General features: G+C 62.3%; 14 protein-coding genes. 3 read left to right on the top strand and 11 right to left on the bottom strand.

Annotated features, from left to right (window positions below):
• Positions 1 to 134: 134 nt before the first annotated feature.
• The 11 genes from V6657_RS27495 to V6657_RS27445 all read right to left on the bottom strand — a co-directional run bounded on the left by V6657_RS27495 (position 135) and on the right by V6657_RS27445 (position 10462).
• Positions 135 to 521 carry a DNA/RNA non-specific endonuclease gene (locus V6657_RS27495; RefSeq protein WP_310735782.1) on the bottom strand — a complete coding sequence of 129 codons (387 nt, stop codon included), beginning with the start codon at positions 519 to 521 and terminating at the stop codon, positions 135 to 137.
• A gap of 241 nt (positions 522 to 762) precedes the next feature.
• The gene (locus V6657_RS27490) at positions 763 to 1335 is read right to left on the bottom strand and encodes a Lar family restriction alleviation protein (RefSeq protein WP_021197366.1); all 573 of its coding nucleotides are present in this window, start codon (positions 1333 to 1335) and stop codon (positions 763 to 765) included.
• An 80-nt stretch (positions 1336 to 1415) separates the two neighbouring features.
• A complete protein-coding gene (locus V6657_RS27485) occupies positions 1416 to 1658 on the bottom strand; it encodes a hypothetical protein (RefSeq protein ID WP_012435662.1) in 243 nt (80 codons plus the stop codon).
• A gap of 310 nt (positions 1659 to 1968) precedes the next feature.
• Positions 1969 to 2781 (bottom strand): hypothetical protein, encoded by an 813-nt coding sequence (locus tag V6657_RS27480; protein WP_021197367.1) that lies wholly within the window; start codon positions 2779 to 2781, stop codon positions 1969 to 1971.
• A 34-nt stretch (positions 2782 to 2815) separates the two neighbouring features.
• The gene (locus V6657_RS27475; RefSeq protein ID WP_225694719.1) at positions 2816 to 3109 is read right to left on the bottom strand and encodes a hypothetical protein; all 294 of its coding nucleotides are present in this window, start codon (positions 3107 to 3109) and stop codon (positions 2816 to 2818) included.
• Positions 3110 to 3147: 38 nt separating this feature from the next.
• Positions 3148 to 4977 carry a hypothetical protein gene (locus tag V6657_RS27470; RefSeq protein ID WP_021197368.1) on the bottom strand — a complete coding sequence of 610 codons (1830 nt, stop codon included), beginning with the start codon at positions 4975 to 4977 and terminating at the stop codon, positions 3148 to 3150.
• 179 nt (positions 4978 to 5156) lie between these two features.
• Entirely contained in the window at positions 5157 to 5927 is a 771-nt protein-coding gene (locus V6657_RS27465) for a hypothetical protein (protein ID WP_012435666.1), read from the bottom strand.
• Between the two features lie 39 nt (positions 5928 to 5966).
• Positions 5967 to 7334 (bottom strand): hypothetical protein, encoded by a 1368-nt coding sequence (locus V6657_RS27460; protein ID WP_012755744.1) that lies wholly within the window; start codon positions 7332 to 7334, stop codon positions 5967 to 5969.
• Positions 7334 to 8554 carry a DUF1173 family protein gene (locus V6657_RS27455; protein ID WP_012435668.1) on the bottom strand — a complete coding sequence of 407 codons (1221 nt, stop codon included), beginning with the start codon at positions 8552 to 8554 and terminating at the stop codon, positions 7334 to 7336. Before V6657_RS27455 ends, V6657_RS27460 begins: the two co-directional genes overlap by 1 nt.
• An 11-nt stretch (positions 8555 to 8565) precedes the next feature.
• Complete coding sequence (locus V6657_RS27450) at positions 8566 to 10026, bottom strand: 3'-5' exonuclease (protein WP_012435669.1); 1461 nt, start codon at positions 10024 to 10026, stop codon at positions 8566 to 8568.
• 1 nt (position 10027) lies between these two features.
• Positions 10028 to 10462, bottom strand: coding sequence for a hypothetical protein (locus V6657_RS27445; RefSeq protein ID WP_012435670.1), 435 nt, complete (start codon positions 10460 to 10462; stop codon positions 10028 to 10030).
• 172 nt (positions 10463 to 10634) lie between these two features.
• Here V6657_RS27445 and V6657_RS27440 point away from each other — a divergent pair, with 172 nt between their 5' ends.
• The 3 genes from V6657_RS27440 (at position 10635) to V6657_RS27430 (ending at position 12778) form a co-directional block, all read left to right on the top strand.
• Complete coding sequence (locus V6657_RS27440; RefSeq protein WP_012435671.1) at positions 10635 to 11123, top strand: hypothetical protein; 489 nt, start codon at positions 10635 to 10637, stop codon at positions 11121 to 11123.
• A 351-nt stretch (positions 11124 to 11474) separates the two neighbouring features.
• The gene (locus tag V6657_RS27435) at positions 11475 to 11849 is read left to right on the top strand and encodes a hypothetical protein (RefSeq protein WP_012435674.1); all 375 of its coding nucleotides are present in this window, start codon (positions 11475 to 11477) and stop codon (positions 11847 to 11849) included.
• The gene (locus V6657_RS27430; protein ID WP_012435675.1) at positions 11846 to 12778 is read left to right on the top strand and encodes an N-6 DNA methylase; all 933 of its coding nucleotides are present in this window, start codon (positions 11846 to 11848) and stop codon (positions 12776 to 12778) included. Before V6657_RS27435 ends, V6657_RS27430 begins: the two co-directional genes overlap by 4 nt.
• Positions 12779 to 12841 lie beyond the last annotated feature (63 nt).

The raw sequence follows: 12841 nt of genomic DNA, 5'->3' as shown, positions 1-12841 counted from the left end.
GATGTGCCGTCAGAAAGCACAGTCAGTGCTGACAGACGCTCTAAGGTGTTGCGCAATTTGATATTTGGAAGAACCTAAGGGGCGGCGAGTATATCGGGTTGAGTAGGCATACTCAACGTTTGGCCGCATCACGACTAGATGAGTATGCTTTTCGCCGGGTATTGACGGTGGCCACGGTCAATCTGGACGTGCGAGCTACCGTGGTAGTCCTGCAGGGTGGCGCGGGCGGTTGCCGGCAAAGACGTCTCTTCGAAGAAATCGCTTTCGCGCGGCAGCTCACGCGCCTGGTTCACCGCCTGCGCGGTCAGGTGTTCGGCTGACCACAGCGGTGTCCGGGTCGCCGAGGACACGAGCACCGCGTAGGCGCGGTAGCAGAGCAGGTGGCTGGCGCCAGCGTGCTTGCTGGACAGCACCTTCGGTTGCGCGCCGTCCGCGACCGATGCGCCGCAGTGATCGGGAGAGGCGCCGGCGACCTGGAGGAATGCAGAGAGGGCAACGAAGAGCAGGGTTTTTTTGAGCACGGCAGTTGGGATCCGGGTTGACCTAGATCCATCGTGCCTTGTAACGGGCAATGTCAAGTACCCGAAAGCGAGAGCTTCTGCGGGCCGATTTGCGTGAAGGGTTTGGGAGTGCTGGGCACGGAACGAGATCCGGCCGGCCAAAGCATGGCCGTTACCGCACGGTCATCTACCGCGCGTCGACGCCATCGTCAGTTGGAAGGTCAGCGCCTCGCCGATCGCGCGATCATGGTGGCGAGGGGCGCTAGTCGAGCTGAGGCTCCAGGGCATCCACCGCACGCGCGACGAATACGTCCATGCGCGCGAAGGCATTTTCTTCGCCTTCAACCAGTTCGGCGTCGAACGCGTCGAGTGGTTCGAAGCGGATCCAGGGACGGCCATCGACGTAGATGACCTTGGCCAATCGCACGAGCTTGCGATACCGGCCGGCGTCTTCAAGGACGGTGGCCATTGGTACTTCCGCGGCGGCGGGGGAAGCGGGCCTGCTGAGCTGGGCGGCCATTGCCGCGAATATCGGTCCGCGGGTTTCCCAATCCATGGCATTGCGGGCGATCGCGTCCAGCAGCATTGGGATGTCCACCGGCGTCAATTGGCGACGCGCGATCGAGGCCAGCTCGTGTTGATCGGTTGGGCGATACTCGACGCGTCGGTTCCAGATCAAAGCCAGCTCGTCGTAGGCCGCTTCTTTGGAGGTTCCGATTTGCACGGGCGGCGTGCCAATGCCGCACTGTGTACACACAATGACGGCCTCCTTTCGGCCAGCGAAGAACCTGGCCCGTCCGCCGCAGTGACCACAGCCGATCAGATCGTCAAACATACCGTTGGGTCTCGATGATTGGATTTTAAGTCCGGATTATGCCTGTCGCCGAGTTTGTTGAACCACCACTGCAGACGGGTTTATGTTGCAGCGGCTCCAAAATATGCGTGAGACGTCGCCAAAATCCTGATGGCGGCGCTTTCCATGAAGCCTTGGATGATGGCTTCAGCCTCGGCGCGGGCGCGGCCGAACGCCCAGAACTCGTGCAGCCAGTGGCCTCCTGGGCTGTCTGGCCCCTGCTGGAGGCCGATGGACAGGGCGCCGCGCACGGCGATGATCGTTTCAGGGTGGGGAAATTCGGAGGAGAGATCTGCTGGGGGCATGTACTACGTTATTTGGTAAAGGCCAACTTCCTCACTGCGCTTTTGAGGAATGGCTGGAGATAATGCGGAGAATAGCTGGGCGGCACCAGAATGTATGTTCATTGTGCGTGCCGATTGTTGCTGTTGTGCGGGATCAAGTCAGCGAGGCGACGTGGACGGCGCCGCGGGTTTGAGCAACTGGTCGAGCATCCGGCAGCGAAGCTCGCAGGCTGCTTTGCCCCAGGCGCTACCGCTCTACCTGTGGCGTTCGGCGAAGGGAAGGCCGGTCGTCGGGCTGCGACCACTGAAGATGCTGCGGAGGTTGACGTGCTCACGCATGGCCGCCGCCGCCCACCGGGGCGCTGGCATGTGGCTGGCCGGGAAGGCTGGGCCACATGCTGCTATCCGCTCCGGAAATGTTCGTGTGCCAGTTGGCGAGTGCCGCAGCGGTCGTGATCGTGTGATGCAGCGCCTTGTCAACGTTGCCGGCCTGCAGGTACATCATGGAGCGGGTTTCGAGGTGGCCAACGAGAAAGACCCAGTCCGCTGGCGACTTGTCGGCGTCCTTGGCAGTTCCCCAACGCTGGCGCTGGTGGGCGGCTTCTTGCACGACCCCGCGGGCAAAGTCATGCAGCTCGGGGCTGTTGAGCAGTTGCTCTGCATTCAGTGCCCGGGCTCGCCAGTGGTCGAGCTCTGCGATCTGAGGGCGCGTGATGTCGAGAGAATGGCGCAGTGCATGCCAAACATGCGAATCCAGAGATCCCCGCTTGTGCGCGTAGACCGACTGGGCGAGCACCTTGCGATCCGAAGTGCAGCGGCGCAGTGTCACCCAGGTGGAGCCGTCGTCATCGGCCACACTGATTTCCCAGCCGGGAGGTAGCCATGGCGCGGCATTGTTGGATTTCTGGCATGCCCGGCAGGGAACCTTGCCTTTGTACACCGTCAGCTCGCTACCGAAGCCGTGGCAACTCGCACATGGCGCCTCGGGCATTGCCGTTGCCGCCGGCGTGGTGGTCGATTCCCCTTGTGGCCAGCCAAGAGCCTTCTGAGCCCGGTCAAAGGCGGGGCGGACGGTATCCGGAATGCCGTCTTCCTGGCCCGCCCACCATTGCACTGAAAGAACGAGGTCGGCAAGCAGCGTCATGGCTTCGTGTTGAGTTGTTGCCGGGGAAGCGTTCTCATTCGTCTGCTGCATCGTTGACCTCCGTCGTCGTTGCTGTGCTGTGTGGAGCGGCCTTGCCATTGCCTCGTTGGTAGCCTGGACACCCACCGCCCGAATAGTCGAAGCCGGAGCAACCATCGGTTGCGTGTGGGCACAGCGCGGCGCCGCATTCCTTGCTCATCGGGAGTACCTTGTGGCCCCTTGCCTTGTCGATCGTCAGCTTGGTGCGCGCCTCGGCTGGCGTGAGCGAGCGCCCGGTGGCATCACGGAAGAGGCCAATGTAGTCGTCCGGGTACGTGCTGCTCCGCACGAAGCCCTCGATGTCCAGGTGTATATGGAACCCCCACATCAGCGTGGGCCCTCGTCTGCGTCAATCGACGCAGCACCGGGCGTATCGCGCAAAACTGTGTGGCCATCGGCGTCAGCGTTGGCCGTGCCGACTCCGTCAGCGCACAATCGCAGCTCCTGGGGTCCTGGGTAGAACTCGACCACGTCGTAGCCATGCTCCTTCCAGTCGTCGGCGATCGCCTTGCTGTCGGTGATGGGCACGCACACAGCGGGATGCGTCGTTTTCCAGATCGCGGGCCGTGACGTGTCCGGCCGGCCCTTGTCGGCCAGCTCGTCATCCACCGCCGTTGGCCCCAGCCACTGAGAGCCCTCGCCGGGGCACTCGACGTCCCAGGCGAGCAGTCCGTCCTTGTAGGGCACAACGGCGACCTCTGCGTCGTGACCACCGAAGAACTGCTGCAGGCTCTCGGCCTGGCGGAGGGTGATGAGCAGCATGGGGCGCCGCGCCGGTGTAATGCCCGCAGTTTGATGATCGCGGATTCGCTGCAGCACAGCGCGGGTGCGGGGTCCGCAATGGCCTTCGTCGAGACACCAGTCGATCTCGGCAGCCAGCGCGGCATTGTCAACCTCCAGCGTCGCCGGAACGACAGGGGCGCCACTCAACGCCGGTGGCCACGGCTCCGGCATTAGGTGCGTGACGTTGCGTGCCGGCTCGGTACCGGGCTCGCCGTTGCGGTCCGGATCAAGCTCGTAGAAGTCGGTGGCCTTCAAGGTATGGAACCGCTGGCCACCGTACAAGGGGTACACCTCGACTTCACAGCCACGGCCTCGGAAATGCTTCGCGGTGTCGTCTGCTTCACTGCGCGTGCGTACCAGCAATACTTTGTATCCGCTCACAGCCACGTCGAACGCCCTCGGCTCGCCCTGCTGTAGGTCGGAGTGGTGGGGGCAATCATCGTTCGTGCACTGAAACTCCTCGCCCATCTCGGCCAGTGCGCTTTCGATCGTCGGATATGCCGCTGTGTCCCAGCAGCCCGGGTAGTGGATCGCCGCCGCCAGACTACTGCCCAGGACTTTGCGGACGGCGGCCAATGCTCCGTTCCAGCCTTCGTTGTGGTGCTCGGTTGCAAGATAGGCTTCCGTGCCGCTCCTATGCGGGTTGTGATGTTTTTCGCTCAGCATTGCGCTTGTTCGCTGTGGTTTTCTTGAGGTCCGGCCGAACGGCTGGTCCCCATTCTGAAATGGGCTGTCAGGAGGCAAGGCACCGCAACCGTCCTCATGGACAAACAGCTCGTGAACGCCGCGCAGCGCGTCCATGACGCCTTTCGCATGCGCATCGGACAAGGCGATGGCGCCAGCTGGCGCCTCTTCCTCGGCTGCGCGCCTCTCGCGGTCCACAAGGTCCAGCATGGACAGGCGACGTATCACATCGTGGCCGTCAATCTGGCCGACGACCCTGATGGCGGCCAACATGTTGCGAAGGGTGGAGGGTTCACCGGCACCGGCACAGTCCGCGGGAACTGCTGCCGCGGGTGGCATGCTGGCTTGCGGGGCGTCGGCACGCCGCCATTTGTCGAACTCTCGAAGGAAGACCGTGTCGGCGAGCAGGCCAGCGATTGCGTTGGCAATCAGCCCGCGTTCCCGTGGAGTCGGGACATGGGACCCCAGCGTGCCGTGTAGCTGGTATCCGGACACAAACTGGTCGACCACCGCTTGCACCGGCGCGTACGCTGGTTCCTGTCGGTCAGCATCATCTACGGCGGTCACCGCATTCAGCGCGGAGTGGTAGCCGCAACGAAAGCCTGGCACAACGAGTGCGCCATCTGGCACGCATTCGACGCAAGCATGATCGAGGGTGCGGTCTCTGCTGAGCAGAATCCATTTCGCCATGGTGAGCGTGGCGTTCGCGCGGGCGCGGCCATCGGGACCGCATGCGACTGCAGGGCTGGAGGATGCGGAGGTGTTCATCGTCAATTGTGTGCGAGGCGGCTGGCCTCGGGTGGCAATGGATTCAGATCAGCGTAGCCAGCCCAGTACAAAGTCAAGGGATGGCACCAGCCGCTCGGTGGTCATGCCGTCGCGAGTTGCGCGTCAAGCGTGTCGAGTGCCGGAACAGGCAAACGTGGCGAGCCAGTGGTCGGCCCAGCGCGAGGGCGTTCGGTCGACGCGTCGAAGGCCGCCGATTTGTCGCGCGTCAGAAGCTCCCCCAAACGAGAGGGAAGTTCTGCCAACACGAACGCGCATAGGTTCGTGTCTTGATCATCCAATGCACTGGCCGCGCGGCGCCGACCGTCGGTGCCGGCGTTCGAGCGCCGGCAATGTCGATCCCCAGCGCCAGCCATCCGAGCCAGTAGCGGCTGCGCTTCGGAGGGAACCGGTGCGGCGCGATCCTGCACCACCTGGAGCACCCGCAGAAGGTCTGACGCTTGCTCACGTGCGCGTTCCAAGTCAGTGAGGTAGGCCCGCAGGTGGGCAATTTCAGCGTCGAATTCCTTCAATTCCTGGTAGCGGATCTGACTGAGATACGCCGTAAGCGCGTATTGGAGGATCGACAGCGACTCACGGGTTTGCTTGCGGGGAAACACCGCAAGGAATTTGCGCCCGCGGTGGAATTCCGCGATGACGTCGGAGGTCATGAATGCGGGGAGCCTGACCTGAAGCGAACGAACAACCGACCGAGAGACGGCCGGCACCAATATGCCGACCTGCGCGGCGAGATAGGCCGTGCGAATACGCTGCGCAGCACAGAGCTGTGAGTGCACCCGGTCGGCACGACGGCTCAGTGCCGACAGCGCCTTGGCCAGCGTGCTTTGCGCTGCGTCGATCAATTGCTCTGCCATTCCATCCTCCGATGTCGTGTACGCCCGGGAGTCAGTCGTTCAGGCCACCTGCAGGTCGCCGGCGGCCAGCGCTGGCACGCGTGTCACCATGAAGCGGCGCACCGCGCGCAACCCCTGAGCCGAGTAGAAGGCCTCATTGGCCACGGATATCGGAAGCGCAATTACGTAGCAGGGATTGCCGTTGGCAAACTGGATCTGGGTCGACCCGTTGGGCAGCGCCACGTTGTGCTCGCGCCCACGCAAAAAGACGACTGCCACGGTGGGTTTGCCGGGCTCCTGAAACAGTGCATAGGTGGGTTGAGTCGCCAGCACATCGGCCGGCAGGCCCGGCTCCTCGGGATCGCCTGGGAGGAAAACGCGCCGCTCGTCGGACCAGACGTAGATGCGAAGCGCGCCGGCGTGGCGCATGCCGTCGGGTGCCGCGCCGTTCCACCAATCGCATAGAACGCGCACGGCCGGGTCAGCCTCGTAGTCGCTGCCACGACTGGGCATCTCGCCGCCGGCGGCTGTGAGTGCCTTCACCAGTGCGTCATAGTCACCCGTGACCGTCTGGTTGTCGCAGGCCTGCTCGAGGTCAGCGCGCCGGCGCTTCTTGGCCAGTGAGACCGGAATGCCGTGGAAATCAGCCAGGCTCGTCAGGTTGATGCGCTCGACGATGGGCCGATCTGCATTCCAGATGCCGGACAGCCATTCGTCCGTGCGATACAGCAAAACGAATTTTTGGCCTGCATCCGTTTGCGGAGTGGCCGCGAGCGCCTGTTCGAGGTCGCTTGCCGCAATCTCTGACTCCTTGAACCAGCCCAGGAACGCATCGTCGGGCTGCATGAGCATCAAGAGATCCAGGATCAGCCCTACCTCTTCCGGGTCGCAATAGAGCGACGCAAAACGAAGAGCATTGCTTTCGAGGTTGGGCGAGCGCATGACGACCCCGTACACGCTCTTGTCGTCCCGCTCGCTCAGCACCAGCACCGGCCAGTTCGAGAGGCTGTCCTTGGCAGTCAGGCCCCACTTGACCGGCCAGCTGTCCTTGAGCACGTCGTGCTCTGCAAGGTGCAATTCGGCGGACCGGAAAGGCGATTGGGCCAGCAGCTCGCGCACGATGTCGTCGGGCTCGGCAGCGAACGTGCCGGTAATCGGAACCGGGCGCGCCAATGCATAGTGGACCGTCGCGCTTTTGACATCGCTGTCGTTCGGAACAACGGCCACGTAACGGAACAGGCGTGCGGTGCCGGTCACCCTGTCATGCTGGTCAAACAGCCAATCACGAATTGCCAAGCATTGCGTGTCTTGCATGGGGGGTTCCTTGTTGACGATGTTACCGGTCATCGCCGGCGACTTGAGTGAGCTGAGCGGGGCGCCTGGTTGCATGCGTGCGCCATCGGCAGAGCGGTTCAGTGGAGTCTTCATCACCGGTCTCGATGTGTCGGCGGGAGGCGGGTGTCCGCTACGGGGTGTTTGTTCGGGTTCCATTCGACCAACCGGATACCGTTGGTCGCGTAGTACTCGCGCTTTTCCTGCATCCGCCGGTCGTACTCGCGGTTGCCGGTCATGCCGAGCACTTCGATAACGGTGCGCTGGTCGACATCCTTTAACTCGAAGTCCGGGTGGACTGCGGCGGCGCCCACATGGCGCAGTGGCTTCTCGAACCTGCGCTGCAGGCGAATCAGGTGGTCGGCCATGACTGCCTCGTGCGACGAGTCGCATGGCAGGAAGGACGAGTTGGTCAACATGGCTGCCATGTCGGCGACGTGCAAGTAGCCATTGGCGGTCTTCTCGACGGCCAGGACCGCCACGCTCCGCAAATCCTTGCGGCCGAGACCGGCCAGCGCAGTCGCGTAGGAGCGTGAGACCTTCTGAAACAGCGCATTGGACATGAAATACCGCTGGTGGCTTTGGCGCAGCACCAGCATGCCGCCGTGAGCGCTCGGTTTGAACTCGCCGACCTCGCCGATGATCAGCCCCCGGTGCGTCGTGGTGCCAGCAGTGGTCAGCCGCGCGACGAATGCATCGAACTCGGCAAGGATCTCGGCCTTATGTTCCGGGTCCCACCTGCGCATGATGTGCAGCACATCGGCTGCCGGGCGGCCGTTGATTTTCGCGTCGGCGAACTCGGCACTGAGCATGGACCAGCATGCATTCCAACCGCGGTATCCCTGATCGGCCCACGCGTGCAATCCAGCCGCCTCCCAGGCGTATTCGAGAAATGCGAGGAGAGGTGCCGATCGGCGATGCGCTCGCGGCGCACTGGAGGCCTGGGGTGATCGCGGGCCAGGCTGGCCGGTGCCGGGCTGTGTAACCTCCAAGGACAGATCAAGCTGAATGAGGTGCTTGCCGTTCCGGGTTTGGAATGGGCCCTTGGTTCTTGCCGTCGCCGTGGCGTGGCCTTTGCGTTCCTGAAACGGGCACCCCTGACGATGCTTGTAGTTGGCATCTGGCCAGCGCGCCAGGATGAACGCCGACCGGAGGCGCCGGATGACGAGCTTCGGCCGAGGGGCATGCTCTGTGCAGCCGCACTCGGCGAACCCTTGAATTCGCTTGGCGCGCTCGAGCTGGGTTGTGTAGCGGCCCGGGTTCTCCAGCACCTCAGCAAGGTCGAAGTCGGACGGGCCGATCCGGATCTTGATCATGGTGTGCCCCTTTACACCCCGGCATCCCGGAACATTCTGTGCATGTCAACTTGGATGGCAGTGATGTCCAGGTTGCGCTTGGCGCGCGTGAGTGCGACATAGAGGAGGCGCTTCTCTTCCGTGTCCATCGTGTACTTGCCGTCGTCGTCCGTCTTGAACCTGAAGTCGCCGGCAATGCGGACCGAGTCGTACTCAAGGCCCTTGACCTGATGGATGGTCGAGACCACGTAATCGGCTTCGGACTCTGGGCTGACAGTGCTAAGCAGCTGGCGGACGTAGGGGATGCCTTCATCGTCGATCAGCTTGACGAACGGCTTCAGGTCTCGCCCGGCAAACGAGTCGGCGTAGTCCTGCACCTCCGACCAGTTGGCGAACAGGGATAGCGCGGTCGGATAGTCGGTCCGCTGGCCGCACATCAGCCGTTCGGCGCCGTCCAGGAAGGCCATGATGTCGCGGATATTGGCGCGGATCGCGACCTTTTCGCCGCGTTGGAGACCATCGGCGACATAGGACAGCACCGTTGCATTCTTGCGGCAAAGCACGGCGTTGACCTTCAGCTCGCTCGGCGAGATGTCCTTGTGGATACGCGATGCAATGCTGGCCTGGCCCCTGACGGGCACTTCCTCGTCCATCGTGCGCAGGATGCGGGTCGCCAGCGCAGCGATCGGCTCGCCAAAGCGGAAGGACAGCGTCAGCGCACGCTTCTGCGCCTTGATGTGGTCCATCGCGTTGACGGCACCGCGCCACTCGTAGATCTGTTGGTACGGGTCGCCGACATAGATCACCTGGGCCGATTGGCGTCGAAGCACCGAAAGCATCAGGCCGTTTGCGTCTTGCGACTCATCGAATAGGATGTAGTCGGCAGGGATGGTCGGCCGGCTCAACTGCCACAGCTTGACGTACACGTCGTGGGAGATAGCGCCCGGGGATTGGGGGTTTTGTGATTCCTCCCAGAGCTTGACGACCGAAGGCAGCAGCGCATGGCGTAGCGCTTCAGCCGCTTGCTCGGTGATCAGCGGATCGACCGGGATGTGCCAATCGAGCGGCGTCGGCTTGGCAGAGCCACAGAACCTGGCCAAGCCGTCTCGCACCATCCGGCCAAGCTTGGCGGAGGTCAGTTCAAGGTTCTTCCCGATCGTTGTCGGGACCTTGATAGGCTGTAGGCCGAATCGCTCTGCGAGGAGGTAGTTGGGCTCCAACGGATTACGGAGCTTCCGGGTGATGTCGGCCGATACGGATCTGTATGCCTGGGAGTTGACCGTTCCGCACCGCACGGACAAAGGGAACTTGCGCTTGGCCTCCTCCGCAATGAGGCGATTGAAGGCCAAATAGACACCACGAGCCCGCCCTTTGGCGGTCGAGACGAGGCCTAGGGTGGAGGTCTTGCCGGCGCCCGCACGAGCGTCAACCTTCAACGGTTCGCCATCCAAGGACGCATCAACGACAGCGGTTTGCTCTTCGGTAGGCTGCATGTCAGGCGAGGGTCAGTTGTGTGTCAACGAGAGACGCGCGAAACGCCGCATCCCTCTCCCGGATCGCCGCACGGCGGCGCTCGCCCTCGCCGGTTTGCTGCTCAACTACATAGATGAAGTTGTTGGGAGTGGTGGGGCCACGCCATGCTCGCCACGCTTCCTGGATGTGGGCACGAACGGCCGCCGGTTGGGCGAAGTACATGCTGCGACCTTTGCGCCAGTGTTTGGCCTGGAGCGCGCGCATACGCAGCTCCAGACTGTCGGAACGACGCTGGCGCAGGGCGATTTCGTCAGCGACGGTGCGTTGTGACTCGGCTATGTGCTCGGGAAACAGGGGATAGCGCGCACGCTCGCGGGCCTGCTTGCGAGCGAAAGCGGCCTCGCGGCGCGAGGTAAAATCGATCGGGTAGTAACGGAGATAACGTGTGAAGCGCATGTCGGAAAACCATCGGGATATGGTTCCAAGTTACCGGCATGGCTGCGAAGTCAATGGCGCCGGTTGAGCGAACTGGCCGGTACGATTTTGGGGCGGGCAACGACGATCGAATCAAGCAAAAGCTCGATATTCGCGTGGGCTTTCGCCGCATTCCCACACCACAGCACACGACATGCGAGAAGTTGAAATAGGCGGCCGCCCAAAGGCCGAACCCTGCTCCCAGTTTGGGGAGGCTGAAGACCAGGCACTGGCCAGCATTGAGGCGCAGGCCTTCGCGCGCATGCTGGATCGCGTCTTCTGGTTCCCGGAGCCGCATGTGCTGCGGTTCGAGGCGCGCGTGCATTCGGATTCGCAAGGCATACACCACACTGTGGTGGGGGTTGTTGGGCACGGCGGCGAAGCGTGGTTCAGCGAGGACCTCATTCCAGCTCGTTGGGACTATGTGGCGTTCAAGGAGATTGGCTGGAGCGTCTCCAAGCTACTACGCAACAAGCTCATCGCTGACGGCGTGCTTCGTGAGGACGCACCGGGCCTGCTGGCGGGGTTGATGCCAGACTTCTCAGGGATGCAAGAACCAGAGGAGAAGGACCACTATCGCTGGGCCGTCGTCAATCGCTTGCGGAGCGCTGCAATGACGCGGCCGATGCCAGGAAGGTGGTAGCGGGCTGGGCGCGCGTGCGCGCAGCTGCTGGAAAATGCAGAGCAACTGCGATATTCTGAAACGGTTTGCCGCGTCTACGACGCATCGATTTTGACCGCCATCTGGGCGGCCTACATCTTGTTTCCCCCACAGCTGTAGGGTCCGGTTTCATCTCCGACACTGCACGTGTCGGCCTATCGTTCGCATTCTGCGGCCGGTCTTTCCCTTGAACACCTGAGCGAACTTCGCTACGTCGCGGTGTGCCTACGCACGCCGATTCGTTAGCGCTGGTCGGTCAGGTCGTTCCATCTTCTTCCCCGCTGGGAGCCGTCCCAGCAGGGACGTCTCTCGTCCATTTTCTGGAGACGTTCCATGTTCAACGCCGTTATTCAGCGTTTCAAAGAAGCACAGCTCAAAGCCTTCGAAAGCTACCTGGTGGTGGCTCGTTTCGAACAGGAGGCCTTGCCAATCCTCGATCCATCGTTGCGTGCAACGCGGATCAGGAAAGAAGCTGAGGTAACACACGAGTTCGAGCTGTTCTGTGTGCGAATTGCACGTGCTGTTGTGGAGACTGTGCGCAGCAATGCTTCGACTAGTGTGGCATCGACTATCGATGTGGAATCGGAACTCCGGGTCGCTGAAGCCGACATCAAAGCCGCTCTGGCTATTGGCGCGGTCCCCGACATGGATGCCTTTTGCGCATCGCTGAACCAGCGCTTCAATGTGCGAGTTGGGGCTCTGCAATGAGCAGGGCAGCACAACGCCGGCACCTGGAGACCGCCGACGAACACCAAAAGGCCTTGGTCGATTTGATCAAGGCCTTCGGGTACCGTCACCGCGCAAGCGATGTGTTCTCCGACTTCGTTGAGATGTCCGCACTGAGCCTCAGCAATGCGGTCGATCTCGCTCAGCGAGACGGCCGAGAGGCTCGGTACATGGAGATCGTCAAGAAGTACACCAAAGAAGAAGTGGACCAGTTCCCGAAGATGCTTGGCCACCTCGTGCTCACTTACGAGCGCCGGATGACTGATGTCCTTCCCGGGTCGCCGGCGCCGGTCAGAGTCGCCGGTGGCTTTGGCGATGTGCTTGGTCACACCTACATGCTGCTTGAGCTGGGCAACGATAGGGCGGGGCAGTTTTTCACGCCCTATTCGGTATCCAGCATGATGGCTGCGATGCAGGTCAATGACCATGATCCGGACGTCGCGGAACATGGCTTCATCACCGTGATGGAGCCAACCTGCGGCGCTGGTGGCATGGTGATCGCAATGGCGGAGGCTATGCATCAGGCGGGCCACAACTACCAGACGGCCATGCATGCAACGTGCATCGATATCGATCCACGGTGCGTACACATGACGTATGTGCAGCTGGCCTTGCTCCATATCCCTGCGGTTGTCATCCTTGGCAACTCATTGATGCTTGAGGAGCGCGAGGTTTGGTACACACCAGCGCACGTGCTTGGCGGGTGGAACCGGAAACTGGCTGCGCGTGAGCGTAGCCAGGAAACCTCCCCGCCCGTTGATTCCGAACGCAATTTCGTGCCCGCAGAAATGGGTACGGTCCTGTCGATTCTGGAGGCGATTGAACCGCCGCAAGCGCCGGCCATCATTGAAGCGGTGCCGCAACAGCACGCTGAAATTGCCCGGCAACGTGAGCAATTGTCGTTGTTCTAGGTTGGCCACTGGCCGGCCTCGCGCAAGAGCGGGTCCCCATCTGCGGAGGGGGATCCGCTGTCT

It is taken from the genome of Ralstonia sp. RRA, from assembly GCF_037023145.1.
Classification (GTDB): Bacteria; Pseudomonadota; Gammaproteobacteria; order Burkholderiales; family Burkholderiaceae; genus Ralstonia.
This window is presented reverse-complemented; position numbering and strand designations above follow the sequence as displayed.